Genomic DNA, 25225 nt, shown 5'->3' on the forward strand with positions numbered 1-25225 from the left:
ACATGAGAAGAGAAGAAAAGGCACAATCATGACTGAAGCTGTAGCTAAGGCCAATTACAAGTGGCGCGTTGTTGATATCGTCGTCGCCGCTATCATCGCCGTTGCATCTGGTGTTATCTTCTGGGGCTGGGACATCGTCTGCGCTGTTCCGCTGACCCTGTTCGAAGGCGTCACCCCGGGCTTCGAAGGCCTGTTGAACGGCTTCTGGCTGTTCGCCGGTCCGCTGGCCGCCATCATCGTGCGCAAGCCGGGTGCTGCACTGTTCGCTGAAACCCTCGCCGCTTTCCTCGAGCTCACTCTGGGCAACCAGTGGGGCGTTGGTGGTTCTCTGATCGTCGGCATCATTCAGGGCCTCGGTGCTGAAATCGCATTCGCCGTGTTCGCTTACAAGAAGTGGAACATCGGCACCACTCTGCTCTCCGGTGCTCTGGCCGGCGTCGGCTGCTGGGCTTACTACTGGGCAACCAACCCGGGCTGGAACGGTCTGCGCGTCACCTGGTACCTCGTTGGTTCCATCATCTCCGGCCTCGTGATCGCCGGCATCGTGGTTTGGTTCTTCTCTCGCGCGATTGCCGCCACCGGCGTGCTTGATCGCTTCGAGTCCGGTCGCGCTCAGGCTCGCGTCTGATGCAGGTACAACCGGCCGCCGTTGAAGCCAACGGCTGGGGCTGGAGGCACGCAACGCGTAAGGATTTCGCGTTGCGTGCCGTTGATTTCACTATCCAGCCAGGTGAACGTGTACTCTTACTTGGCGCTTCAGGCGCTGGCAAAAGCACAATGATGGCTGGGCTTGCTGGCGTGCTCGGCGGCGATGAGGAAGGTGAACAGGAAGGTTCGCTGACCATCGACGGCGTGGACGCCCGCGAAGCGCGAGGCCGCGTGGGCCTGGTACTCCAAGACCCGGACTCGCAGATTATTCTTGAACGATTGGGTGATGACGCAGCATTCGGCTGCGAAAACCTCAACGTGCCACGCGAGGAAATTTGGCAGCGAGTACGCGAATCCCTGAACCTCGTGGGTTTGGGAGACCTTGACCTCAATCGTTCCACTCGTCATCTTTCCGGTGGCCAACGCCAGCGTTTGGCTCTGGCTGGCGTGCTCGCCATGAAGCCGGGACTGCTGCTGCTTGACGAGCCAACCGCGAACCTCGATCCCGAAGGCGTGGTCGAGGTGCATGACGCGGTGAAGAAGGTTGTTGAAGCCACTGGCCAGACAATGGTAGTGGTGGAACACCATATTGATGTATGGCTGGATATGGTCGACCGTGTGATTGTGCTCGGCCGTCCCGAACCAGGCTCGCCAGCCGGTGCTGTTATCGCCGATGGCAAGCCGGATGAAGTGTTCGCCGCAATGGGTGATGTGCTGGCTTCCGGTGGCGCATGGGTTCCGGGGCGCACAATTCCGGATTATCGTCCCGGGTCGGCTGCATCTCAGGCTGTACGCGTGCGCAATGTGACAGCAGATACTTCTCAGACCGACGAGCATACGCCGGTGTTGAGCTGCCGAAACTTAAGCTTTGGCCGAGGCAGTGCGCTGGGCGGTGGTATCAACCTTGATTTCTACCCGGGTGAAGTCACTGCTCTGATGGGTCCGAATGGTGCAGGAAAGTCAACATTCGCGTTGACGTTAGCCGGATTGCTGCCACCTGTGGACGGTCAGGTGCTGATTGCTGAAAACCTTGCTCCACGGGCGGAGCGCCGTGAGCCTATTACATGGAAGAGTCGTGAACTGCTTGGCCGCATCGGCATGGTGTTCCAAGAGCCGGAGCACCAGTTCGCTGCGAACTTTGTACGTGACGAAGTGGCCGTAGGCCCGAAATCGATGGGTAAAACCCAGGAAGAAGCCTATGCCATTGCGGATTCTATGCTGGAACGTATGAATCTGACCCGATTTGCGCAGGCGAACCCATATACGCTTTCCGGTGGTGAGAAGAGGCGTCTTTCCGTGGCTTCAATGCTGGCTGCCGCACCTCAGGTGTTGGTGATGGACGAGCCGACATTCGGTCAGGACTTCACCACATGGACCGAAATGGTCAAACTCATCGCAGCTATTCGCGATCAAGGCTCCTGTGTGATCATGGTGACACATGACGAGGCATTGGTGAATGCGTTGGGTGCACGCCGCGTGATGTTCCAAGAGGGGAGCCGGGCATGAGTGAATCCGTGCAGATTACTGTGCAAACGAACGAGTCGGATGACACTGCAGCCGTCAATATCTCCGATTATGTGACGGTCAGTCCGCAGGATACCCGTGTGGAGCCGTTTAAACCGGCTTCGCCCTCATGGTTCGTGGCGCGCATTAATCCGGTCAGTCGCATTATCGGTGCGCTGCTGTTGTGCATTCCGATGTTCTTCAGCTTGGACTTGGTTTCCGCCTCCAGCGCGCTTGCCATTGAATTCGTGCTGCTGTGGATTGGCGGTGTAGCACCGTGGACGGTATGCCGCAAAACCTGGCCGGTGTGGATAGCCGCGTTGGGCAGCTTCATCTCCGTATTCCTGTATGCGCGAGTCTCCGGCGAGATCTTATGGTCCGCAGGTTGGATTGTGATTTCCGAGGGTTCGTTTCCGCTGGCTCTTGCCACGGCTATCCGTGTGGCCGCTATCGCCGTACCCGGTGTGATTTTGGCGCTTGGACTCGATCCCACCGATTTGGCAGATGGATTGGTTGAAATCCTGCATTTCTCACCGCGATTCGTCTACGGCGGTCTGGCAGGCCTGCGCATGTTCACCTTGTTGCAGGATGATTGGCGTGCACTTGGCCTGTCTCAGCGTTCTCGCGGCCTTGGTGACGGCAACGCCATCATGCGTGCGCTTTCGCAGGCGTTCGGTCTTCTGGTACTTTCCATTCGCCGTGCCACCAAGCTGGCAACCGCAATGGAAGCCCGCGGCTTTGGCTCTGATGCTCCACGCTCGCAGGCGCGTGTCTCCAGCCTCCACGCCATCGACTGGGTTTTCTACGCCATCTGCCTGGCCATCCCATTCGCCGCCCTAGCCCTAGCCATCACCACCGGCAATTGGCATTTCGCTTTTCAAGGTGCTTGAAAAGCGTCAGCAAGCACAGTGCTTTTCAAGGTGCGTAGTTTTTCTCGGCTCCCCTTGTCAGGGGAGCTGTCAGCGTAGCTGACTGAGGGGTAGTCAATCTTGCAGGACCATATTATTTTGCGATGCTGCTTCTGTCACCTCCGCTGTACCTCCTTGCGGTAGGCTAAGGCCTATGCCGATTAATGCCCAGATTCTTGATAATCCCAAGTCGGACCGTGTACGCCGTATCGCCGACCTTGCTCGCGCCAAAGGTCGCGAACGTTCGGGCCGCTTCCTCATCGAAGGTCCGCAAGCGGTGCGCGAAGCCGTCACCTGGCGGCCGGATGTAGTGCAGGACCTATATGTGGAGGTCTCCCAAGCGCTGGAGCATCCGCGCATCATCTCGTCCACGTTGGAGAAAATCGTGGACAAATCGCAGGATGCCACCATTTATGTGCATCAGTGCACAGGCGAGGTCATTCGCCATATCAGTAAGGACGCACAAGGCATTCTCGCTGTAGGTAACGCGCGCGCGATGCATACCGACGTTGAGGATGTAGAACTGCAAGAGAATCCGCAGATTGCCGCATTCTGGCAGGTCCGCGATCCCGGTAATGCCGGCACGGTGATTCGTGCGGCTGATGCGGCTGGCTGCGATGCTGTCATTTTTGTGGATGACTGTGTGGACCAGCTGAATCCTAAGGTTATTCGTTCCACGGTCGGCTCGTTATTCCATATTCCTGTGCTGCAGATGGGAACTGAAGAGTTCTTCAGCTGGGCTGCTGACCAACATGTGGACGTTTGGGCCGCCGATGTGTACGGCACCAAGGAACGCAAACCGGAAAGCCTGCCCCAAGTGTTGGCAGATACTGCTGCAGTAGCATCCGGCAAGGCCGTGCTCTTCGGCAATGAAGCGCGCGGCTTGGAGCCTGAAATCCTTGAGCAATGCCAGCGAATCATTTCCATTCCTCTCTACGGCAAAGCCGAATCATTGAACCTCGGCACCTCGGCTGCGGTCATGCTGATGAGCTTGGCTATGTCGGGTCATATTGAAACAATGTGAGTTTGGAAAATACGCTGCAAACATTAGAAAACCGCGTTGAGTAATCATCGAACGAAAGGGTTCTCGTGGCAGAACAAATGGTGTTCGATGCTGACCAGGTAACCGCTGCGGTTGCCGAGGGCATCGAGAAAATCCAGAACGCCTCCAATCTGGAGGAGCTGAAAGCCATCAAGACACAGTACGCAGGCGCTGACTCTGCGATGACTCGTGCCAGCAAGGCCATCGGTTCGCTCCCTGTAGATAAGAAGAAGGACGCGGGCAAGCTTATGAGCAAGCTGCGCGCCGACTTCGGCCGCGCATACGGACCCAAGGAAGTAGAGCTCAAGGAAGCCGCTGAAAAGGCTGCTCTGGCTGCCGAAACCGTGGATATGACGCTGCCGGTGAACCGCAAGCCGCTGGGCGCCCGTCACCCGCTGGCCAAGCTGATGGAAGACGTTGAGGACTTCTTCATCTCTATGGGTTGGCAGATTTCCTCCGGCCCGGAGATTGAAGCCGAATGGTACAACTTCGACTCCCTGAACTTCGGCCCTGACCATCCGGCTCGCCAGATGCAGGATACCTTCTACGTCAAGGGCAACCAGGCCAAGGATGCTGCAGGCTTCGTGGGCTCCAACATGGTGGTACGTACGCAGACCTCCTCCGATCAGGTTCGTGCACTGCTCACCCGTGGCGTGCCGCTGTACATCGCCAGCCCGGGCCGTGTGTTCCGTACCGATGAACTTGACGCCACCCACACCCCGGTGTTCCACCAGTGCGAAGCCCTTGCCGTTGACAAGCATCTGACTATGGCTGATCTGAAGGGCGTGCTGGACAAGCTCGCCGTGGCCATGTTCGGCCCGGAAGCCAAGACCCGTCTGCGCCCGAGCTACTTCCCGTTCACTGAGCCGAGCGCCGAGCTCGACCTGTGGTTCCCTGATAAGAAGGGCGGCCCGGGCTGGCTCGAATGGGGCGGCTGCGGCATGGTGAACCCGAACGTGTTGAAGTCCGCTGGCATTGACCCGGACGTGTACACCGGCTTCGCCTTCGGCGTGGGCATGGAGCGCACGCTGCTGCTGCGCAGCGACATCAACGATATGCACGACCTGGTTGAAGGCGACGTGCGTTTCGCCGAACAGTTTGTGATGGGGGAGTGATTCAGCCATGCCTATGATCGATATCGATTGGCTCAAGGACCATGTTGAGGTTCCTGAAGGCCTGACCTATGAGCAGCTCGCCAAGGACCTCGTCAAGGTGGGTCTTGAGGAAGAGGAGATTCACTCCTCTCAGGTGACCGGCCCGATCGTGGTCGGCTACGTGGTGGAGGCCACTCCGGAACCGCAGAAGAACGGCAAGATCATCAACTGGTGTCATGTTGATTGCGGTGATGAATGGAACGAAACCGACGAGAACGGCAACAAGGTTCCGCGCGGCATCATCTGCGGCGCTCCGAACATGAAGGCCGGCGAGAAGGTCGTCGTGACCCTGCCGGGTGCCGTGCTGCCGGGCGACTTCAAGATCGAACCGCGCAAGACCTACGGCCACATCTCCAACGGCATGTGCGCATCCGAGCGCGAACTGGGCTTGGGTGATAACCACAACGGCATCATCCTGCTGCGCGAATACGGCTTCACCGAAGCTGAGTACGAGGCTCTGAAGCCCGGCCAGGATGCCATGCACCTGCTGCACCTCGACCAGCCGATGCTCGAAATCAACATCACCCCGGATCGCGGTTACACGTTGTCCTACCGTGGTGTGGCCCGCGAATACCACCACTCCACCGGTGCTCCGTACACTGATCCGGCGATTGCCCTGAACGAGAAGGCTCCGGAACCGTCTGACTACCAGCCGGGCACCAAGGTGGACATCGACATCGAAATCGATGACAACAACCCGATTCACGGTGTTCCCGGATGCGACCGCTACTATGCACGCATCGTGAAGAACTTCGATCCGACCGCCAAGACTCCGAACTGGATGCGCCGCCGCCTGACCCGTGCAGGTATGCGCTCCCTGTCTCTGGCCGTGGACGTGACCAACTACGTGATGCTGGATCTCGGTCAGCCGATGCACGCCTACGATCTCGACAAGCTCGAAGGCCCGATTGTGGTCCGTCGTGCCAACGCCGGTGAGAAGCTCACCACGCTGGACGGCAAGGAGCACGAGCTTAGCGTCGAAGATTTGCTCATCACCGACTCTCCGAACGGTGAGCGCGGTTCCCGCATCATCGGCCTTGCCGGTGTGATGGGTGGCCTGTACGGCGAAGTGACCGCCGAAACCAAGAACATCCTTCTGGAAGCCGCACACTTCGATCAGGTGACCATCGCCCGCTCCGCACGCCGCCACAAGACCCCATCCGAAGCATCCCGTCGCTTCGAACGTGGCGTGGACACTGCGCTGCAGCCGGCCGCCGCTCAAATGGCCGCCGAACTGCTGGCCAAGTACGGCAATGGTGAGCCGAGCGAACATCCGAACGATGTGAACAACACGCATCGTCGCAAGGTCATTCACTTCAAGGCCTCCGAAGTGGCGCGTGTGGCCGGTCTCGACGTGGACATCAACCGTATTTCCGATATTCTCACCGATATCGGCTGCACGGTTGCCGGTGGCGGCAACGGCGAATTCTCCGTCACTCCGCCGACCTGGCGTCCGGATCTCACCGCTCCGTGCGATTTGGTTGAGGAGATTGCTCGACTGGTCGGCTACGATCAGATTCCGATTTCCGTGCCGCCGGCTCCCGTGGAAGGTCTCGTTGGCCTGACTCCGAACCAGCTGCGTCGCCGTCGCATTGCTGACGAACTGGCTGAGTATGGCATGGTGGAAGCGCTGAGCTACCCATTCGTGGGCGATGAGGATTACAAGGCTTTCGCTTATGATCCTGAGTCCACCAAGAAGGTCAGCGTGGAAATCGCCAACCCACTGTACGGCGATCGCCCGTACCTGCGTCGCGAGATTTTGCCGACCTTGGCCACCACCGTGCAGCGCAACATTCGCCGTGGCATCGAGAACGTGTCCCTCTATGAGCTGGGCCATGTCTACCTGTGGGATCCTGAGGCTCCGGCCATCCCGGCATTGCCGGGTGGCGTTCGCCCGACCGACGAGCAGCTGGCTGCACTCGATGCTGGTCTGCCTGACCAGCCCGACCATGTGGCAGGCATCCTGACCGGTCTGGCTGAGGATGCCGGCTGGCTGGGCGGCAAGCGCCCGGTTGATTGGTCCGATGCTGTGGAAGCGGTGCGCCGCATCGCTGGCCGTATCGGCGCGAACATCACGCTTGACCAGCCAGCTGCCGACGATGTACCCGCACAGTGGCATCCGGGCCGTGCCGCCCGCGTGATGGCTGGCGATGTGTTCGCCGGTTGGGTGGGTGAGCTGCACCCGCGCGTCAACGAAGCTCTTGGCTTCCCAGAGCATTCCGCTGCCTTCGAGCTGAACCTGACCGATCTGTTCGCCACGCTGACAGGCAAGCCGGTCCAGGCCAAGCCGATTTCCACGTTCCCGCCTGTCAAGCAGGATCTGGCATTCACCGTGGACGATACGGTCAGCGCTGCTCAGGTGGAGAATGTGATTCGCGAAGCCGCAGGAGCCAACCTCGAATCCATTGAACTGTTCGATGTGTTCACCGGTGAGCAGGTGGGCGAAGGCAAGAAGTCCTTGGCATACGCTGTGGTCTTCCGCTCCCCGAGCAAGACGCTCTCCGCTGAAGACAGCGAAGCGATTCGTGCGAATATCGTGGCCGAAGCCGCAAAGCTCGGTGCGCAGCTGCGCGCCTGACCTGCCCTCTGGCTCCCCGAATAAATATGGCTCCCCTCTGAAGAGGGGAGCTCGCCGAAGGTGACTAAGGGGAGCCATACCCATCTGTGAAGTAATACATAAGGAGCGCCATGAGCCAGCCAGAACAGCAAACACCGGAATACGGGCAGTACAAGCAGCCTGAATACGGTGCTATGGCTGGCCAATATGGCCCCAATTACAATCCATATCTGTATGGCGCTCCTGAACCGGATTCCAAGCAGAACACTGCTGAGCAACAGGCGGCAACTGCTAATGCCGCTAGTAGCAATGCGCAGCAGCAGAATATGCCCGGCTACTATCCGGGCAGATATCCCGGAGCGCAGGGTCAGCCATATGGTCAGGCCGGTCAGCAACATCAGGCTGGCAAGCCGTATCAGCCGCATTACTACAACGGCATCGACTTGAACGATCCCAACCAGAATCCTTTGTATGGGCATTGGGATTCGTATGCAATCATTTCATTCGTGCTGGCACTGTTCTTCCCTGTGCCGGTGCTCTCCGCGCTGATGGGCATTGTGGCTATGTGGCGCACCCGCACTTTCCATATGAAAGGCTTTGGCCTGGCTGTTGCCGCTGTGGTATTGAATGTGCTGTATACGCTGGCCGTTATTTGGATGGCGCTCAACGGCTATGATGCCATGAGCCTCTATCAGGAAGCGTTGCAGCAGCTTACCGGTGGCGCAGGCTCTTCTTCCGGTGATTCTATCTCTGCATGATTGTTTACGTTGGCTGAACGATTCCTGTGCGAAAAGTGAATCAACACACCTGTGCATAACTATGCATAAGTCTGCATAATCATGTATACTCATCTCGGTTACATCAGTTTGAAAAGAGATGAGTATGCCGAAATATTCAGTGGCCGTGGCCGGTGCCACGGGATATGCCGGAGGCGAGGCGCTGCGCATTCTTGCTGCCCACCCCGACTTTGAAGTCACCTGTGTGGCTGGCCATTCTTCCGTGGGCGATTCCATGTCCAAACACATGCCGCACATTCCGCAGCTGGCCGGACTTACCGTGGAAGACACCACGCCGGAAGTCCTTAACGGTCATGACGTTATCATTCTCGCCTTGCCGCACGGAGCGTCCGGCAAACTGGCTTCCCAGCTTGATCCGAATGCAGTAGTTGTGGATTTGGGCGCTGATCACCGTCTCGAAGAACGCAGTGCGTGGGATGAATTCTATGGCGGCGACTTCTACGAACATTGGACCTACGGTATGCCGGAGCTCATCACCGGTAAGAATAGTGACGGCGCATATACCCGACAGCGTGTGGCATTGCCGGGCACTAAGCGCATCGCTGGGCCGGGCTGCAATGTCACCGCAACCACGCTGGCACTCCAGCCGGCTATATCCGAAGGACTTGTTGAGTCGACCGATATTGTGGCCGATTTGGTCGTTGGTTATTCCGGTGCAGGCAAGAATCTGAAGCGTACCAATCTGCTTGCTTCCGAGGCCTTGCAGTCCGCGCTGCCGTATGGTGTTGGCGGCACGCATCGCCATATTCCTGAGATTTTGCAAAACTTCGCGCACGCCGCGGGTAAGAGCGCCGCAGCGGCCAATGAATTCACGCTCGGCTTTACGCCGGTTTTGGCTCCTATGTCTCGCGGCATTCTCGCCACTGTTTCCGCTCATATGAGCGAAAAGGCGTTGGATATGAGCGATGAGGAGATTCGTGGCGTCTGGGCCAAGGCATACGAGGGTCAGGACTTTATGGTGCTGCTGCCTGAAGGCGTGCTGCCAGCGACCGGTAACGTGATTGGCTCCAATGCCGCACACCTGCAAGTGGCCGTTGACCGCAAGTCCGAGCGACTGTACGCATTTTCAGCTATTGATAACCTCAACCGCGGAACTGCCGGTCAAGCGGTACAGTCTCTGAATGTCGCACTGGGCCTGCCCGAGGACGCAGGTCTGACCAAGATTGGAGTAGCACCGTGAGCGTCACATTCGCACAAGGCTTTACCGCAGCAGGCGTGGAAGCCGGGATTTCCGCAGTCGAAGGCAAGAAGGATCTGGCGTTGGTCGTCAACAATGGTCCACTTGATGCCGCTGCTGGCGTGTTCACTTCGAATCGTTTCTGCGCAGCACCGGTGCAGTGGAGCCGTAAAATCGTGGCGGATGGCCACGTCAAAGCTGTGATTCTGAACTCCGGTGGCGCCAACGCCTGCACCGGCGAGGAGGGCTATGCGCAGTCCAAAGCCACTGCGGAAAAAGTCGCAGAACTGGTTGACGCCAAGCCGGAAGATGTGGCGGTTTGCTCCACCGGCCTGATCGGTGAACTGCTGCCGCTCGACCATGTGCTCGATGGTGCCGCCAAGGCTTACGAAGTACTGTCTGACACCGCTGAGGCTGGTGCGGATGCGTCACATGCCATCATGACCACCGATACCAAGCCCAAGACGGTTGAACTGACCGGTTCCAACGGGTGGAAGATCGGTGGCATGGTCAAGGGCTCCGGCATGATCGCTCCGCAGCTGGCCACCATGCTGTGCGTCATCACCACTGATGCTGTGGTCTCCGCTGGTCAAATGCAGGCCGCACTCGCTGTGGCTGCAGAGCATTCCTTCAACCGCATTGATGTGGACGGCTGCATGTCCACCAACGATACAGTGCTGCTACTTGCCTCCGGCGCTTCCGGCATCGAACCAGACAAAGACGAATTCAACAAGCTCGTGCGTGAAGCATGCGGCAGCCTGTCCCGCCAAATCATCGGCGACGGCGAAGGCGCATCCCACGACATTCGCATCACCGTCACCGGTGCCACCAGCGAGGAAGCAGCCTTGGCTTGCGGCCGTGCGGTAGCTGCCTCCAACCTGCTCAAATGCGCGATTTCCGGCAACGATCCGAACTGGGGCCGTATCGTCAGCTCTCTCGGTACCGTACCTGAAGACGTGGCTCCATACGATTCGAACAAGGTGACCGTGGACGTCAACGGCGTGCGCATCTGCGAGAACGGCGGAGCCGGCCGCGATCGCAGCGAAGTTGACATGACCCCGCGCGAAGTGCATATCGACATCGATCTGAACACCGGTTCGAATGCCGAAGCAACCGTGTGGACCGACGATCTGACCCACGAATACGTACACATCAACGCCGACTACGAAAGCTGAACGCATTCGTGTGCGGGTTTTGTGCCGGTGTTCGTTGTCCGACACACTCGAGGCCGTTCGGCCAAGCTTACGGTCTGGCAACAAACACCGGCACCAAACCCTTTACGCGTTGAATAACTATTGAGGGGAAATATAGTTTTATGGCTACGGAATTAAAGGGACCTGGGTTCCATTTTGACGTGCATACAGATTTGCGCGCCGATCAGAAAGCGGAAGTGCTGATTGAGGCGTTGCCGTGGCTGGAAGAGTTTGCCGGCCAGCGCATTGTGGTCAAATACGGCGGCAACGCTATGGTCGACGAGCATCTGAAACAGTGCTTTGCGGAAGATATGGTGTTTCTGCGTCAGGTGGGCATCCATCCGATTGTGGTGCATGGCGGTGGTCCGCAGATTTCTCATATGCTGAAGGCGTTGGGCATCAAGTCCGAGTTCAAGGGTGGCCTGCGCGTCACAACCCCTGAAGCAATGGACGTGGTGCGCATGGTACTTACCGGCAAAGTGTCCCGCGAACTGGTGGGCCTGATCAACGCGCATGGTCCGTTGGCAGTGGGTCTATCCGGTGAGGATGGTGGCCTGTTTTCCGCAACCCAGCGCAAGCCGGTTATCGACGGTACCCCTACGGATATTGGTCTGGTTGGCGATGTGGTGTCTGTGGACGCCTCAGCTGTGGAAGATCTGGTATCCGCAGGCCGTATTCCTGTGGTGTCTTCCGTGGCTCCGAATGAAGAAGATGCCACTGAAGTGTTGAATGTGAATGCCGATTCCGCTGCTGCCGCATTGGCTGCTGCTGTTGGCGCCCACAAGCTGGTGATTCTGACCGACGTGGATGGTTTGTATGCCGATTGGCCGGACAAGAACTCTCTGATTGGCCGTATCGGTGTGGAGAATCTGCGTGACATGCTGCCGGATCTGGAATCCGGTATGCGCCCGAAGATGGAAGCTTGCGTGCGTGCTATTGATGGCGGCGTGCCTCAGGCACACATCATTGATGGTCGCAAACCGCACTCCATCTTGAATGAGATATTCACTTCCGCAGGTATCGGCACTATGGTCGTGCCTGAGGACGGACTGGAAATGAGGAGCTCCTATGTCTACTGAAGCAAAGGAAACACTGGGCGCTGAAGATAGCAAGTGGCTGGGGGAGTACTCCCAGGTTCATATGAACGTGTTCGGCACTCCGCTACGCGTTATGGATCATGGCCAGGGTGCTCATGTCTGGGACGTGGACGGTAACGAATATCTTGACTTCCTTGCCGGCATTGCCGTTAATTCGCTGGGTTACGCACACCCCAAGTGGGTTAAAGCAGTTGCCGATCAGGCGGCAAAGGTTGCGCACATCAGCAACTATTTCGCGTCCGAGCCGCAGATCGAGCTTGCAGCCAAGCTGGTCAAGCTTGCTGGCGCTCCCGAAGGCTCCAAGGTCTACTTCGGCAACTCCGGTGCCGAAGGCAATGAAGCGGCATTGAAGTTGGCGAAGCTGTATGGCCGCACGTTGCCCGGCGCACTGCCTGCCGTGGGTGGTAAGCCGGCTCGTATCATCGCCATGACTCATGGATTCCACGGTCGTACGATGGGTGCGCTTTCCGCAACATGGAAACCGGGAATCCGCAAGCCCTATGATCCACTGGTGCCGAATATTGAATTCGTGCGCGCTGGAGACAAAGTTGCCTTGCATGATGCCTTTGCCCAGACCGGCATCGGCCATTACGGCAAAGGCCCGGTCGCCGCAGTAATCCTGGAACTGATTCAAGGCGAAGCCGGTGTAAAGCCGCTTGGCGCCGACTATGTGAAGTTCGTGCGTGAGATGTGCGATATCAACCATGCACTGCTCATCATTGACGAGGTGCAGACTGGTATAGGCCGTACCGGTTCCTGGTTCGCATTCCAGCGCGAAGATCTGTCTGGCGGCATTACCCCAGATATGGTCACGTTCGCCAAGGGTGTGGCCGGAGGCTTCCCGATGGGCGGCATGATCGCTTTTGGCGAGAAGCTTGCATCTCTGTTCACCCCGGGCTCGCACGGTTCCACGTTCGCAGGCAATCCGCTGGGCGCTGCCGCAGGTCTCGCCACGCTTAGCGCAATCGAAGACGAGCATCTGATTGCCAATGCCGAAGAACGCGGCAAGCAGCTGCGCGAAGGAATCATGGCCACAGGCAATCCGCTGTACGTATCCGTGCGAGGCCGCGGCCTGCTGGATGCCGTGGAACTGAAGCATCCGTGCGCTCACGCGGTAATGAACTACTGCCTTGAACATGGGTTGATTGTGAATGCTGTGGCACCTGATGCGCTGCGTTTCGCACCGCCGCTGATCGTCACTGCCGAAGATGTTGATCAGGCTTTGGCAGTGCTCAAGAGCGTTCCGACTGACCTGCCCAACGACTGAATTAAGGGAAAACTGTAACGGTATTTGACTTTTCTCTCCGGCTCACCTCTGTAAGGGGAGCTGTCAGCAAAGCTGACTGAGTGGAGTCCCCGCGTTACCCGTAATAAAAGGAGACCAATATGACCCCCGAACTTCGCCACATGTTGCGCGACGATGACCTCAACCATGAGGAGCAGAAGCAGGTTCTGGAACTTGCCATCAAGTTCCATCATGATCGTTTCTACAAGCAGCCGTTCGCAGGTCCGCAAGCCGTCGCCGTGCTGTTTGACAAGCCGTCCACCCGCACCCGTTCCAGCTTCTCCATCGGTGTGGCCGAACTGGGCGGTTACCCGCTGGTCATCGACAAGTCCGGCTCCCAGCTGGGCCGCGGCGAGCCGGTGGCTGATACCGCTCGCGTACTCGATCGTATGGCATACGGTGTGGTCTGGCGTACTTTCGGCCAGGACCGTGTGGAGGAAATGGCCAAATACTCCACCCATCCGGTGATCAACGCCCTGACCGACGACTTCCACCCCTGCCAGATCCTGGCTGATTTCCAGACCATTGCTGAACATCGCGGTGGCGTGGATAACCTGAAGAACCAGACCATCGCCTACGTGGGCGATGCCGCCAACAACATGTCCAACTCCTACCTGCTCGGCGGTGCCGTGGCTGGTATGAACGTGCGCGTGGCCGGGCCTCAGGGCTATCTGCCTCGTCCGGACATCGTGGCTGATGCCGAGCGCATTGCGGCCGAAAACGGTGGTTCCATCCTGGTCACCACTGATGCCAAGGAAGCTGTGAAGGACGCTGACTGCATCTTCACCGATACTTGGGTCTCGATGGGTGAGGAAGCCGAATATGCCATTCGTTCCAAGCCGTTCTGGAACTATCAGGTCAATGCGGAACTCATGGCGCTCGCCAAGCCGGACGCGCTGTTCCAGCACTGCCTGCCTGCTTACCGTGGCAAGGAAGTCACCTCTGAAGTGATTGACGGCCCGCAGTCTGTGGTGTGGGATGAGGCTGAGAACCGTCTGCATGCGCAGAAGGCTTTGATGACCTGGCTCGCCGGCAAGGCCCGTGGAGACGAAAGCCTGCTGGCATGAGCGATTCCTCTTCATCGTTGCAGCGGCCCGCCACCAGGGCCGCTCGACTGAGTGCCATCGAACAGGCGTTGGCCACGCATATCGTCACGTCACAATCGCAATTGTCCAAAATTCTGATTGATGAGGGCATTGTGGTGACTCAGGCAACGCTGAGCCGTGATTTGGACGAGATGCACGCGGTCAAAACACGCCTTAAAGATGGCACTGTGGCATATGCGGTTGATCGAGGCGCGACCGCTGGTGAAGGAGAAATTGTTGTAGGGGAGCGGTCCGAGGCTCAGATGGCCCGAGTCCTCAGTGGATTGGTCACTTCGGTTGCCGCCGCCCGTAACCTCATCGTGGTGCATACGCCTTCCGGTGCCGCGCAATATGTGGCTTCCGTGGTGGATAAGCAGCCTATCGATGGAGTGCTTGGCACTATTGCCGGAGACGATACGGTGCTGGTCATCTGCACAGATGATGACACCGCCGCCGCCCGAGCCGACTGGCTCCTAGCCCTCGCCTCCAAATAATGGCGTGGCTCCCTCGTCAGAGGGAGCTGTCTTGCTCGGTATGGAATGGGAACTTGGGCTGTGATTGGCTCCCTCTGATGAGGGAGCTGTCGAGCCTAGGCGAGACTGAGGGAGAGAAGCCGGCCGAACGGCCGTAGAAAAAATGCATCACTCTGTGATTCATTATTCTCCAACACGCCCATGCATAAATATGCATAGCCCTGTATATAATTGCACTCAGTTTGTTTTTGATTGTTTAGGAAAGGGAATCAATGGCAGATAACAAGCGCATTGTTCTGGCCTATTCCGGTGGTCTTGATACCTCCGTCGCCATTTCGTACCTGAAGGAGCGTACCGGCAAGGATGTTGTCGCCGTGTCCCTCGATGTTGGTCAGGGTGGCGAAAGCCTCGAAACCATTAAGCAGCGTGCTCTTGCCTGCGGTGCTGTGGAATCCTACGTGGTGGACGCTCGTGACGAGTTCGCCAACGAATACTGCATGAAGGCCCTGAAGGCCAACGCCATGTACGAAGGCGTGTACCCGCTGGTCTCCGCCATCTCCCGCCCGCTGATCTCCAAGCACCTCGTGCGTGCCGCCCACCAGTTTGGTGCCGACACCATTTCCCACGGCTGCACCGGCAAGGGCAACGACCAGGTTCGTTTCGAGGTGTCTATCGCTGCTATCGACCCGACCCTGAAGGCCATCAGCCCGATTCGCGATCTCGCCCTGACCCGTGACGTGGAAATCGCGTTCGCCAAGGAGCACAAGCTGCCGATTACCCAGACCGAGAAGTCTCCGTACTCCATCGATCAGAACGTGTGGGGTCGCGCCATCGAGACTGGCTTCCTCGAGGATCCGTGGAACGGCCCGACCAAGGACTGCTACTCCTACACCGACGATCCGGCCTTCCCGCCGGTCGAAGATGAAGTGGTCATCGAATTCAAGCAGGGTATTCCGGTCAAGATCGACGGCCGTGATGTCACCCCGCTGCAGGCTATCGAAGAGATGAACCGCCGCGCAGGCGCTCAGGGTATCGGCCGTATCGATCTGATTGAGGATCGTCTGGTCGGCATCAAGTCCCGCGAGCTCTACGAGGCTCCGGGTGCCGTGGCGCTGATCACCGCCCACCAGGAACTTGAAAACTGCTGCCTCGAACGCGAACAGCACCGCATCAAGCGCGATATCGACAAGCGCTGGGCTGAGCTGGTCTACGATGCGCAGTGGTTCTCCCCGGCAACCCAGTCCCTGAACGCCTTCATCGAAGACACCCAGAAGTACGTCTCCGGTGAGATTCGCATGACCCTGCACGGTGGTCGTGCCGTGGTGACCGGTCGTCGTTCCGACTCCTCGCTGTACGACTACAAGCTCGCCACCTACGATTCCGGCGATAGCTTCGATTCCAAGTCCTCCAACGGCTTCATCGACATCTACGGCCTGCCGTCCCGCGTGGCCGCAGCCCGCGACGTGAAGTTCGGCAACGGCATCGAAGTCCCCACCAACACCGTGGAGTAATACGCCATCCTCTGGCTCCCCTCTATGAGGGGAGCTGTCAGCGAAGCCTTCTCTCTCATTCCTCTATAGTCCTCTCTGCTCATAGCAGAGAGGACTATTCTGTTACTACCAACGTTCTGACAAGAGGAAGTCGGCGACATGCATGGTGGTGATGCCCTGATAATCGCCTGCCGTATATTCATCTGTGCATAGCACATATTTAGGATAGTTGTCGTGTAAGCTAAGCAATCTGCTGTATTCGCGCTTTCGTGTATCCGGATTGCTGAGCGTCTGAGCGATTTGAATATACATCGTACGATGTTGCTTTTTGGCTACAAAATCAACCTCGGCTTCGCCGATTTTGCCTACGAATGGTTGCCATCCACGGCGTAGCAGTTCAAGATATACGAGGTTTTCCAGCATAGCGGCGACGCTATCCGGATGATAACCGAGAACCGCATATCTGAGGGAAGAATCGGCCAGATAGAATTTTTCTTGGGTTTTCAGTATTTCTTTACCCTCGAGGTCATAGCGTGAGCATCGATGAAGAATGTACGCCGACTCAAGCTGCTTGAGATAGGAGTAGACGGTTTCGCTATCAATGGAACGATTCTGGTTTTTGAGATATTTGGCAATGGTTGCAGCTGAAAACGTGCGTCCGACGTTATCAAATGTGTACCGAACGATGCGTTCCAATTGATCGACTTTTCGAATGTTGTTGCGGCGAACGATATCGGTAAAAATAGTTGAATTATAAATGTCTTTTACAATGGCGTAAACCTGATCATCTGTGTATGAGGTTAGGCATGTAGCTGGGAAACCGCCATGCTGAATATATCGCCCAAGCTGGTAATGGGTGTTCCGATTGTCGTCGTCTGTGTCATATGCGGCCATGAAACGAAGATATTCGGCAAATGATAAAGGGAATACGCGAAATGCAACGTATCTGCCGGTTAAGTAAGTGGAGATTTCCGATGACATCATTCGTGAATTGGAACCAGTGACATAGATATCCACATTGCGTTCTGTCATCAGTGAATTAACGACACGTTCCCATCCATCTATTTCCTGAACTTCATCAAGGAATAAATAAAACCGGCGATCTTGCTCCGATTCCTCTATGGAAAGTGCGCTGGACAAGTGTTGGTAGAGCTGAGATGCATCCCAGCCCGCGTATTGCATTGAGTCAAAGGAATAACGAAGGATATTAGCTTGTGGAACATCGCGCTGTACCAGTAGTTCGGCGATTTGCCGCAGCAGAGTTGATTTTCCACAGCGCCTGATTCCGGTAAGAATCTTCACTAATGGAGCATTGATATAAGGCTCGATTGTTGAGATGTAAGTTGGACGCTCCAATAATTGTTGTGGCATGGGCGCACCTCGATTCTATGACTAGTTATTCCGATTATAATCCAATAAAAATTAGGAATAATATAAGTTTTCCGATTATAACCCGATAGAATTGCTATTCCTATAAAGTTCTATGGATTGTATTCCTAAAGATAGGCTGAATAATACATGTACTGACATTGACTCGGACAGTGACGGCAATGATGTAGCCGTGCGCTGATAGCCTTGCTTGCAGCTGATAATAGAGCTTTGCGAAGCTTCTTTGGAGCGTATTAAGGAGTGATTCATGCCTGAAAACAATGAGCATCTGGCACTGTGGGGTGGCCGCTTCACCTCCGGCCCGTCCCCGGAATTGGCTCGACTGAGCAAGTCCACCCAGTTCGACTGGCGACTGGCCGACGATGACATAGCCGGTTCCCGCGCCCACGCTCGTGCACTCGGCCGCGCTGGCCTCCTGACCGCCGATGAACTCCAGCGCATGGAAGATGCGCTCGACACTCTGCAGCGCCATGTTGATGATGGCTCCTTCGCCCCGATTGAAGACGATGAAGATGAGGCCACCGCACTCGAGCGTGGTTTGATTGATATAGCCGGCGATGAGCTCGGCGGCAAGCTTCGTGCAGGCCGTTCCCGTAATGATCAGATTGCCTGCCTGATTCGCATGTGGCTGCGTCGCCACTCCCGCGTGATTGCTGGTTTGCTGCTTGACCTCGTCAATGCTCTGATTGAACAGTCCGAGAAGGCCGGCCGCACGGTGATGCCGGGCCGCACCCACATGCAGCACGCCCAGCCGGTGCTACTGGCCCACCAGTTGATGGCCCACGCATGGCCGCTCATCCGCGACGTGCAGCGCCTCATCGATTGGGACAAGCGCATTAACGCTTCCCCATATGGTTCCGGTGCACTGGCCGGCAACACGCTCGGCCTCGACCCGGAAGCTGTGGCTCGAGAGCTCGGCTTCTCCCGCGTGACCGACAACTCCATTGACGGCACCGCAGCCCGCGACCTTGTGGCCGAGTTCGCATTCGTGGCTGCCATGACCGGCGTGGACATCTCCCGCCTCTCCGAGGAAATCATTATCTGGAACACCCAGGAATTCGCCTTCGTCAAGCTGGATGACGGCTACTCCACCGGCTCCTCCATCATGCCGCAGAAGAAGAACCCGGATATCGCCGAACTCGCTCGTGGCAAGTCCGGCCGCCTCATCGGCGACCTGACCGGTCTGCTCGCCACTCTGAAGGGCTTGCCGACCGCCTACGCCCGCGACCTGCAGGAAGACAAGGAAGCCGTCTTCGACCAGGTGGACACCCTCGAAGTACTGTTGCCTGCCTTCACCGGCATGGTCAAGACCATGCACTTCGACGCCGACCGTCTGGAGGAGGAAGCCCCGACCGGCTTCGCTCTGGCCACCGATATCGCCGAATGGCTGGTCAAGAACGGTGTACCGTTCCGCCACGCCCACGAGCTTTCCGGCGCCTGCGTCAAGATCGCCGAAGGCCGTGGCCAGGAACTTTGGGACCTGACCGATCAGGACTTTATCGACACCTTCGCTGCATTCCTGCCGGCCGAAAAGGCTCCGGGCGTGCGCGAAGTGCTCTCTAGCCACGGTTCCGTGGATTCCCGCAATGGCAAGGGTGGCACCGCCTATGGTCGCGTGCGCGAGCAGATTGTGGACGCCAAGGCGCAGATTGAAGAGCTGAAGCTCTTCCCGGCCTCCACGTCCGACGGTTCCGCCTACAAGGCTCCCGGCACGTTCTAATCGTTTGCCGATAGTCTTCCGGCTCCTCGCACTACAGCGGGGAGCCGTTTTTTGTATGCCGTCGTATGTCACGCGCCGCACTTACACTGAGTAATCGTAACGAACGGGAGCCGCAAGGCTGAGAGGAAGCGCCAGCTTCGACCGGGGAACTTGACGCGGGTCATGCCGCCGTAAGGAATCGTTGATTACAGATTTGTTGGGTTCGCCACAGTTCGTACGTATAACTAAGCCGTGTGCGGCTTGTGGTGTAGCCAATGCGCCATCAGCCATGCACGGTCGCATGACTGGGTTCATGAATGGGCGCACCACTTAAGGTACGGTTCGTTTCGTGCACCCTTTTTTAGTATCAGGAAGGGATGCGAATGCAGGTTAACGGAGAGCAGGTCAAGCTCGAAGCGCCGGTCAGCGTGGCCGACTACTTGGAAACTCACGGTTTTCGAGCCGAGCGCGTGGCCATCGAACTCAACGGAGAGATTATTCCGCGCGAAAAGCGTGGTGAGGCCATGCTCGACGACCAGTGCGTCATGGAAATCGTCCAGTTTGTGCAAGGCGGCTGAGCACAAAGCTTCAGCACTCTTACAAGCCAATCCAAAGAAGGAAACATCATGAATATCAATCCAGTTACCGAAGCATCCGTTGAGGCGACGCCGTTGCCGCCACAGCCCAAAGTCGTCAATCCCGTCGGTACCGCAGCGCCGATGCTGCCGGTGGAAGACAAGCCGCTCAATCTGGGAGGTCACGAATTCCAGTCCCGATTCATTCTGGGATCCGGCCGCTATGACCTGAACTTGATCAAAGCTACTGTGGAGCATGCCGGTACACAGATCGTCACGATGGCACTGCGCCGTGCGCAAACCACTGAAAACAGTGTGCTTGATTACATTCCGGAAGGCATCACGCTGCTGCCGAACACTTCCGGTGCCCGCAACGCCGAGGAAGCCGTGCGTATCGCCCGTCTGGCCCGCGAGGTTTGCCATACCGACTTCGTCAAGGTCGAAATCGAGCATGAAACCAAGTACCTCTTGCCGGATAACGCCGAAACCATCCGCGCCACTGAAATGCTGGCCAAGGAAGGTTTCGTGGTCATGCCCTACATGTTCCCCGATCCGATTGCGGCACGCCAGCTCGAAGAAGCTGGTGCCGCGGCCGTGATGCCGCTGGGCTCGCTGATTGGCTCCAACATGGGCTTGCGCATGCGCGACTTCATCGAAATCATCATCGCTAATGCGCATGTGCCGGTGATCATCGACGCTGGCATCGGTCGCCCAAGCCAGGCCTGCGATGCGATGGAAATGGGTGCCGATGCAGTCATGGCATACACTGCCGTGGCATCCGCTGGCAACATTCCACTGATGGCTGAAGCCTTCAAGAACGCCATCAACGCCGGCCGCGCCGCCTATCTCTCCGGTCTTGGCAAGGTGACCGAAGGCCAGGCCGTGCCGTCCAGCCCCACCACCGGATACCTGCACTGATATGGCACTGTCAGACGAACAAGTGGAGCGTTACGCTCGTCACCTGATTCTGAAGGGCGTGGGCGTTAAAGGTCAAAAGCGTCTACTGGCTTCCAGTGTGCTCATCATTGGTGCCGGTGGCCTCGGCTCACCAGCAGCGCTCTACCTTGCCGCTGCCGGCGTGGGTCGTATCGGTTTGGTCGACGGCGATGTGGTCGATTTGAGCAACCTGCAGCGTCAGATTATCCATACCACCGCCTCGGTTGGCACCCCCAAGGTGGAATCAGCTGCGGCATCCATTCGCGCGTTGAACCCAGACGTGCAGATTAAGACTCACCGCGAACTGGTAGATGCCAGCAATATCAGCGCACTCATCGAGCCATATGATTTGGTGATTGATGCCACGGATAATTTTGCGGCGAAATTCCTTATCAATGACGCTTGCGTGCTGGCGAATAAGCCATACATTCATGCGGGTGTTGTGGGATTCTCCGGTCAGGTCATGACCGTCGTGCCTGGCGAAGGGCCGTGCTACCGATGCATTTTCCGCGATATGCCTGCGGCCGGAGAGATCCCGACCTGCAAAGAGGCCGGTGTGCTCGGCGCCGTGGTGGGCATCATCGGCAGCATTGAAGCCACTGAAGCTGCCAAGCTCATCGTTGGAGTGGGGGAGCCGTTGATTGGCCGCATGCTCACCGTTGATGCGTTGACGATGAACATTCGCCGTGTGCCGTTGCCCAAGCATGTGCCGGATTGCCCGGTGTGTGGTGAACATCCAACCATCACGTCAATCGATCCGGCCAACTATGTTCAGCCGGCTTGTGCCATCTGAGTGCCATTGAGCACCGTTTGATAATGGTTCCGGTTCCTCTCCGGAGGAGCCGGAATGATGAAGGGGGAGTACTAGTTATGCCCATCGCATTGCATAACCATCCGGAAGCGGACGCCGAAGAACCGGTGTTCAGTCATATCACGCCGGCTGAGTTTGCGGCGCTTGATCCGGCAACAGTTACGTTGCTGGATTTGCGAGAACCAGCAGATGTGGAAGCGCATCCGATTGAAGGTGCCATCAACGCACCGCTCGACCCATTGGCGCATGTGCTCAAAAACGTACCGAAAGATCGCAAGGTCATCGTCTACTGCGCTGAAGGCTGGTGGAGCGAAGAAGTCGCTGAAATCCTTGCCGACCGTGGCTATGAAGTGGCGAGCCTTGACGGCGGATTCCATGCTTACCAGCAGTATTTGGCAGCTCAAAGGGCATAAGTCGGGCGCGTAGTTCACTGCATAATCATCCGAGCGAATGAGTTCAGGCGTTCTGCACTTGTCTTACAATCGGCAACGACGATAAGTACTAACCGAACAATTCCGAGGAGCCCGATATCGTGGGACGTCTGCTCACTCGTACGCAGATTCAACAACTGGTTGCCAAGCATGGCAGCGAAATCATCGAACATCATCACATGGAGATTGAACGCTGCTGCTATCAGCATGGCAACATCACCACATTCGCGCATTCCATCCGCGTGGCATGCTTGGCTGTATGGATGGCAGACCGTGCGCACCTGTGGCGTCGCGTAAACGTGAAATCCCTGATCCGTGCGGCGCTGCTGCATGATTATTTCCTTTACGATTGGCATGACTGGGATAACGGCACCCATCGCTGGCATGGCTTTACCCACGGCCATGCAGCGCTGGTCAATGCGCTCAAAGATTTCAAACTCAATGCCATCGAGCGCGACAGCATCGAAAAGCATATGTTCCCCATGACGCCAATCCCGCCGCGCTATATCGAAGGATATCTGGTTACGCTGGCGGATAAGATTTCCGCCACCCGAGAAACGTTCTCGATGGGCCGATTCCATAAGAAGGCATTGCCGGCCAAGCCACTCAGTGCAGCCCTGCAGCCGAGCCGCCTGCGACCGGAAATCACACAAGGCCGGTGATCCCATCGTGATGCTGTTTCTTGAATACCTGTTCCTCTGGTTTATTTTCTACAGTTTCGCCGGTTGGGTCTATGAATCGATCTTGGTTTCCATCCAGCAGCATCGCTGGGTGAACCGTGGATTCCTGAACGGTCCGCTTTGCCCAATCTATGGTACGGGCGCGGTGGCCGGCGTGGTGATTCTCGGTCACATTCATAATCCCGTGGCCTTGTTCCTGCTGGCGATGATTGGCGCATCAGTGCTTGAATACTTCACCTCATGGGCTATGGAACAACTATTCCACGCACGTTGGTGGGATTATTCGCACTTTCGGTTCAATCTCAACGGCCGCATTTGCTTGCTCGGTGCCGTGGTGTTCGGCATCGGGGGAGTGCTGATTGTGGATGTGATTCAGCCGCAGGTCGTGCGAGTAACCAATATGATTCCACTGCAAGTGATTCATGTGCTGTTCATCGTGCTGATGGCGCTGACCATTGCCGACACCATCGTCACCGTATGCGGCATTGTGAACTTCGAACAGAGCCTCGAACAGTTCAAGCTTGCTGTGGCCAAGTATGGTGATGCGGTACGCGAGAAAGTGGGAGATGCGGTATCCGGGGCCACCGATAAATTCGGCGGTATGCCATCCGTGGTCGGGCAGAAGGTCGGTGAGTCTTGGCAGAGCGGCAAGGAGATGTCTTCCGAATTTATGATGCGTGTCAAGGATGCTGCTGATTCCGTGTTCAACCGTCAGCAGCGCCGTATGATTGCGTCCTTCCCGCGATTGAAAACCACGAATAATAATGAGACGCTCCAGCAGTTGCGCGAAACCCTGGAGAAGCTGTATCGCCGCTGAGCTTAGTGATGATACTCAAGACGTTGATTCACTAAAGAAACCCGCTCCTCTGACACTGTCGGTGTGTTCTGCGAGACTTATAGACGCTTGAAAACAGAATTAAGCATCGTATATCACACAATTCGATAGGGAGAAGCTACACGCTATGGCTCACGTCACCGACTTCAAGGAAGCGGGTTTCAACACCCTGCTTGAGGAACTGGAATGGCGCGGGTTGATTTCCCAGTCCACGGACCGGGATCGACTCGCAGCGGCACTGAACGGCGAGCCGATCACCTATTACTGTGGTTTCGACCCGACCGCTGCCTCACTACATATCGGCAACCTGGTGCAACTGATTAATATGCGTCACATGCAGCTTGCAGGTCATCATCCGATTGCTTTGGTCGGTGGCGCGACTGGTTTGATTGGCGACCCGCGCCAGTCCGGCGAGCGTACGCTTAATCCGAAGGATGTTGTGGCCGGCTGGGCTGAGCGCTTGAAGAACCAGATTGGCGGCATTCTGGAAACCGAAGGTGTCAATCCGGTGCGATTCGTGTCCAACTATGATTGGACCGCGCAGATGAGCGTCATCGATTTCCTGCGTGATGTTGGCAAGAACTTCCGCCTCGGTACCATGCTCGCCAAGGATACGGTGGCACGCCGCCTCAACTCCGAGGAAGGCATTTCCTTCACCGAGTTCAGCTACCAGGTGCTGCAGGGTAACGACTTCCTGCACCTATTCGACGAATACCACTGCACGCTGGAACTTGGCGGCTCCGACCAGTGGGGCAATCTGACCTCCGGCCTTGATCTGATTCATAAGGTGCGTGGCGTGGATGTGAACGTGTTCACCAGCCCGATTATCACCGATGCACAGGGCAAGAAGTTCGGCAAGTCCGAAGGCAACGCTGTGTGGCTGGATGCCACGATGCTCAGCCCCTACAAGTTCTACCAGTTCTGGATTAACCGCCCGGATGTGGAGATGGAGAGCTTGTTGAAGGCCTTCACCTTCCTGCCGAAGGCAGAGATTGAACGCCTGGTGGAGGAATCCAAGACCAACCCAGGCAAGCGCGAAGCGCAGAAGGCGCTTGCTTGGGAAGTCACCAGCTTTGTGCATGGTGAGGCTGCAACCCAGGCCGCTATTGATGCTTCTGGTGCTCTGTTCGGACGCGGCGGCAATCTTGAGGATATTGACGAAGAGACGCTTGAATCCGTACTGGATGGTTTCAAGGTCGTTGATGAAAATGGCGAGCATGTGTTCCCGGTTGCCAAGCCTGGCGATCGTGTGATTGATGCCGCTCAGGCAGCCGGCTTGTTCAAGTCTGGTTCCGAGGCCCGCCGCGCCATCAAGTCCGGTGGCGTGTACCTCAACAACAATCGTATCGAGGATGAGGAGCAGGTACTCGGCGAGGATGATTTCCTCGCAGGTCGCTTCGCTCTGATTCGTCGTGGCAAGAAGGCGCTCGGCGCCGTGGAAAACCGTTAAGTATAAGGAT

Annotated in this window: 23 protein-coding genes and 1 riboswitch; of the genes, 22 read left to right on the forward strand and 1 reads right to left on the reverse strand. The window is 57.1% G+C overall.

Annotation, left to right across the window (positions count from 1 at the left end; all coding sequences use genetic code 11):
* The first annotated feature begins 28 nt into the window (after positions 1-28).
* From BISA_RS03705 to BISA_RS03770, 14 genes are all read left to right on the forward strand, one after another.
* Complete coding sequence (locus tag BISA_RS03705) at positions 29-628, forward strand: ECF transporter S component (protein WP_033890302.1); 600 nt, start codon at positions 29-31, stop codon at positions 626-628.
* Positions 628-2154, forward strand: a complete 1527-nt coding sequence (locus BISA_RS03710; protein WP_033890303.1) for an ABC transporter ATP-binding protein — start codon at positions 628-630, stop codon at positions 2152-2154. Before BISA_RS03705 ends, BISA_RS03710 begins: the two co-directional genes overlap by 1 nt.
* 59 nt (positions 2155-2213) lie before the next feature.
* Positions 2214-3041 carry an energy-coupling factor transporter transmembrane component T family protein gene (locus BISA_RS03715; protein ID WP_033890455.1) on the forward strand — a complete coding sequence of 276 codons (828 nt, stop codon included), beginning with the start codon at positions 2214-2216 and terminating at the stop codon, positions 3039-3041.
* Between the two features lie 172 nt (positions 3042-3213).
* Positions 3214-4083, forward strand: coding sequence for a TrmH family RNA methyltransferase (locus tag BISA_RS03720; protein WP_033890304.1), 870 nt, complete (start codon positions 3214-3216; stop codon positions 4081-4083).
* Positions 4084-4160: 77 nt separating this feature from the next.
* A complete protein-coding gene (gene pheS / locus BISA_RS03725; RefSeq protein WP_193349258.1) occupies positions 4161-5216 on the forward strand; it encodes a phenylalanine--tRNA ligase subunit alpha in 1056 nt (351 codons plus the stop codon).
* 7 nt (positions 5217-5223) lie between these two features.
* Positions 5224-7833, forward strand: coding sequence for a phenylalanine--tRNA ligase subunit beta (gene pheT / locus BISA_RS03730; protein WP_033890306.1), 2610 nt, complete (start codon positions 5224-5226; stop codon positions 7831-7833).
* Between the two features lie 110 nt (positions 7834-7943).
* A complete protein-coding gene (locus BISA_RS03735) occupies positions 7944-8570 on the forward strand; it encodes a DUF4190 domain-containing protein (RefSeq protein WP_033890307.1) in 627 nt (208 codons plus the stop codon).
* A gap of 124 nt (positions 8571-8694) precedes the next feature.
* Positions 8695-9789, forward strand: coding sequence for an N-acetyl-gamma-glutamyl-phosphate reductase (argC, locus tag BISA_RS03740; RefSeq protein ID WP_033890308.1), 1095 nt, complete (start codon positions 8695-8697; stop codon positions 9787-9789).
* Complete coding sequence (gene argJ, locus BISA_RS03745) at positions 9786-10961, forward strand: bifunctional glutamate N-acetyltransferase/amino-acid acetyltransferase ArgJ (RefSeq protein ID WP_033890309.1); 1176 nt, start codon at positions 9786-9788, stop codon at positions 10959-10961. The genes argC and argJ overlap by 4 nt, the downstream gene beginning before the upstream one ends.
* Positions 10962-11101: 140 nt before the next feature.
* Positions 11102-12058 (forward strand): acetylglutamate kinase, encoded by a 957-nt coding sequence (gene argB / locus BISA_RS03750; protein ID WP_033890310.1) that lies wholly within the window; start codon positions 11102-11104, stop codon positions 12056-12058.
* The gene (locus BISA_RS03755) at positions 12048-13343 is read left to right on the forward strand and encodes an acetylornithine transaminase (RefSeq protein WP_033890312.1); all 1296 of its coding nucleotides are present in this window, start codon (positions 12048-12050) and stop codon (positions 13341-13343) included. Before argB ends, BISA_RS03755 begins: the two co-directional genes overlap by 11 nt.
* 119 nt (positions 13344-13462) lie before the next feature.
* Positions 13463-14428 carry an ornithine carbamoyltransferase gene (argF, locus tag BISA_RS03760; protein WP_033890313.1) on the forward strand — a complete coding sequence of 322 codons (966 nt, stop codon included), beginning with the start codon at positions 13463-13465 and terminating at the stop codon, positions 14426-14428.
* A complete protein-coding gene (locus BISA_RS03765) occupies positions 14425-14940 on the forward strand; it encodes an arginine repressor (RefSeq protein ID WP_033890314.1) in 516 nt (171 codons plus the stop codon). The genes argF and BISA_RS03765 overlap by 4 nt, the downstream gene beginning before the upstream one ends.
* Positions 14941-15191: 251 nt before the next feature.
* The gene (locus BISA_RS03770; protein WP_033890316.1) at positions 15192-16430 is read left to right on the forward strand and encodes an argininosuccinate synthase; all 1239 of its coding nucleotides are present in this window, start codon (positions 15192-15194) and stop codon (positions 16428-16430) included.
* Between the two features lie 105 nt (positions 16431-16535).
* On the opposite strand, the gene BISA_RS03775 is transcribed toward BISA_RS03770, so the two are convergent.
* Positions 16536-17780, reverse strand: a complete 1245-nt coding sequence (locus BISA_RS03775; RefSeq protein ID WP_033890317.1) for an ATP-binding protein — start codon at positions 17778-17780, stop codon at positions 16536-16538.
* Positions 17781-18045: 265 nt separating this feature from the next.
* Here BISA_RS03775 and argH point away from each other — a divergent pair, with 265 nt between their 5' ends.
* The 8 genes from argH (at position 18046) to tyrS (ending at position 25215) form a co-directional block, all read left to right on the forward strand.
* Entirely contained in the window at positions 18046-19518 is a 1473-nt protein-coding gene (gene argH / locus BISA_RS03780) for an argininosuccinate lyase (RefSeq protein ID WP_033890319.1), read from the forward strand.
* A gap of 93 nt (positions 19519-19611) precedes the next feature.
* A riboswitch (TPP riboswitch) is annotated at positions 19612-19713 on the forward strand.
* A 167-nt stretch (positions 19714-19880) separates the two neighbouring features.
* Positions 19881-20075 carry a sulfur carrier protein ThiS gene (gene thiS, locus BISA_RS03785; RefSeq protein ID WP_033890320.1) on the forward strand — a complete coding sequence of 65 codons (195 nt, stop codon included), beginning with the start codon at positions 19881-19883 and terminating at the stop codon, positions 20073-20075.
* Positions 20076-20120: 45 nt separating this feature from the next.
* Complete coding sequence (locus BISA_RS03790; RefSeq protein ID WP_101625264.1) at positions 20121-20990, forward strand: thiazole synthase; 870 nt, start codon at positions 20121-20123, stop codon at positions 20988-20990.
* A 1-nt stretch (position 20991) separates the two neighbouring features.
* Positions 20992-21801 (forward strand): thiazole biosynthesis adenylyltransferase ThiF, encoded by an 810-nt coding sequence (gene thiF / locus BISA_RS03795; protein WP_033890321.1) that lies wholly within the window; start codon positions 20992-20994, stop codon positions 21799-21801.
* A gap of 77 nt (positions 21802-21878) precedes the next feature.
* Complete coding sequence (locus tag BISA_RS03800) at positions 21879-22232, forward strand: rhodanese-like domain-containing protein (RefSeq protein ID WP_033890322.1); 354 nt, start codon at positions 21879-21881, stop codon at positions 22230-22232.
* Positions 22233-22351: 119 nt separating this feature from the next.
* Positions 22352-22912: an HD domain-containing protein gene (locus BISA_RS03805; RefSeq protein ID WP_101625265.1), complete on the forward strand. Its 561-nt coding sequence runs from the start codon at positions 22352-22354 to the stop codon at positions 22910-22912.
* Between the two features lie 10 nt (positions 22913-22922).
* Positions 22923-23747 carry a putative ABC transporter permease gene (locus tag BISA_RS03810; protein WP_033890323.1) on the forward strand — a complete coding sequence of 275 codons (825 nt, stop codon included), beginning with the start codon at positions 22923-22925 and terminating at the stop codon, positions 23745-23747.
* Positions 23748-23892: 145 nt separating this feature from the next.
* Positions 23893-25215 carry a tyrosine--tRNA ligase gene (gene tyrS / locus BISA_RS03815; RefSeq protein WP_033890324.1) on the forward strand — a complete coding sequence of 441 codons (1323 nt, stop codon included), beginning with the start codon at positions 23893-23895 and terminating at the stop codon, positions 25213-25215.
* Positions 25216-25225: the final 10 nt, after the last annotated feature.

The organism is Bifidobacterium saguini DSM 23967, from assembly GCF_000741715.1.
Taxonomy (GTDB): Bacteria; Actinomycetota; Actinomycetes; order Actinomycetales; family Bifidobacteriaceae; genus Bifidobacterium; species Bifidobacterium saguini.

Excerpts from the sequence above, each read along its gene's own strand:
- pheS (WP_193349258.1), top strand. The coding sequence starts at position 4,161 with ATGGTGTTCGATGCTGACCAGGTAACCGCTGCGGTTGCCGAGGGCATC.
- BISA_RS03800 (WP_033890322.1), top strand. The coding sequence starts at position 21,879 with ATGCCCATCGCATTGCATAACCATCCGGAAGCGGACGCCGAAGAACCG.
- BISA_RS03705 (WP_033890302.1), top strand. The coding sequence starts at position 29 with ATGACTGAAGCTGTAGCTAAGGCCAATTACAAGTGGCGCGTTGTTGAT.
- argC (WP_033890308.1), top strand. The coding sequence starts at position 8,695 with ATGCCGAAATATTCAGTGGCCGTGGCCGGTGCCACGGGATATGCCGGA.
- thiF (WP_033890321.1), top strand. The coding sequence starts at position 20,992 with ATGGCACTGTCAGACGAACAAGTGGAGCGTTACGCTCGTCACCTGATT.
- argB (WP_033890310.1), top strand. The coding sequence starts at position 11,102 with ATGGCTACGGAATTAAAGGGACCTGGGTTCCATTTTGACGTGCATACA.
- BISA_RS03770 (WP_033890316.1), top strand. The coding sequence starts at position 15,192 with ATGGCAGATAACAAGCGCATTGTTCTGGCCTATTCCGGTGGTCTTGAT.
- BISA_RS03775 (WP_033890317.1), bottom strand. The coding sequence starts at position 17,780 with ATGCCACAACAATTATTGGAGCGTCCAACTTACATCTCAACAATCGAG.
- BISA_RS03765 (WP_033890314.1), top strand. The coding sequence starts at position 14,425 with ATGAGCGATTCCTCTTCATCGTTGCAGCGGCCCGCCACCAGGGCCGCT.
- pheT (WP_033890306.1), top strand. The coding sequence starts at position 5,224 with ATGCCTATGATCGATATCGATTGGCTCAAGGACCATGTTGAGGTTCCT.
- tyrS (WP_033890324.1), top strand. The coding sequence starts at position 23,893 with ATGGCTCACGTCACCGACTTCAAGGAAGCGGGTTTCAACACCCTGCTT.
- BISA_RS03755 (WP_033890312.1), top strand. The coding sequence starts at position 12,048 with ATGTCTACTGAAGCAAAGGAAACACTGGGCGCTGAAGATAGCAAGTGG.
- BISA_RS03735 (WP_033890307.1), top strand. The coding sequence starts at position 7,944 with ATGAGCCAGCCAGAACAGCAAACACCGGAATACGGGCAGTACAAGCAG.
- BISA_RS03720 (WP_033890304.1), top strand. The coding sequence starts at position 3,214 with ATGCCGATTAATGCCCAGATTCTTGATAATCCCAAGTCGGACCGTGTA.
- argH (WP_033890319.1), top strand. The coding sequence starts at position 18,046 with ATGCCTGAAAACAATGAGCATCTGGCACTGTGGGGTGGCCGCTTCACC.
- thiS (WP_033890320.1), top strand. The coding sequence starts at position 19,881 with ATGCAGGTTAACGGAGAGCAGGTCAAGCTCGAAGCGCCGGTCAGCGTG.
- BISA_RS03710 (WP_033890303.1), top strand. The coding sequence starts at position 628 with ATGCAGGTACAACCGGCCGCCGTTGAAGCCAACGGCTGGGGCTGGAGG.
- BISA_RS03810 (WP_033890323.1), top strand. The coding sequence starts at position 22,923 with ATGCTGTTTCTTGAATACCTGTTCCTCTGGTTTATTTTCTACAGTTTC.
- argF (WP_033890313.1), top strand. The coding sequence starts at position 13,463 with ATGACCCCCGAACTTCGCCACATGTTGCGCGACGATGACCTCAACCAT.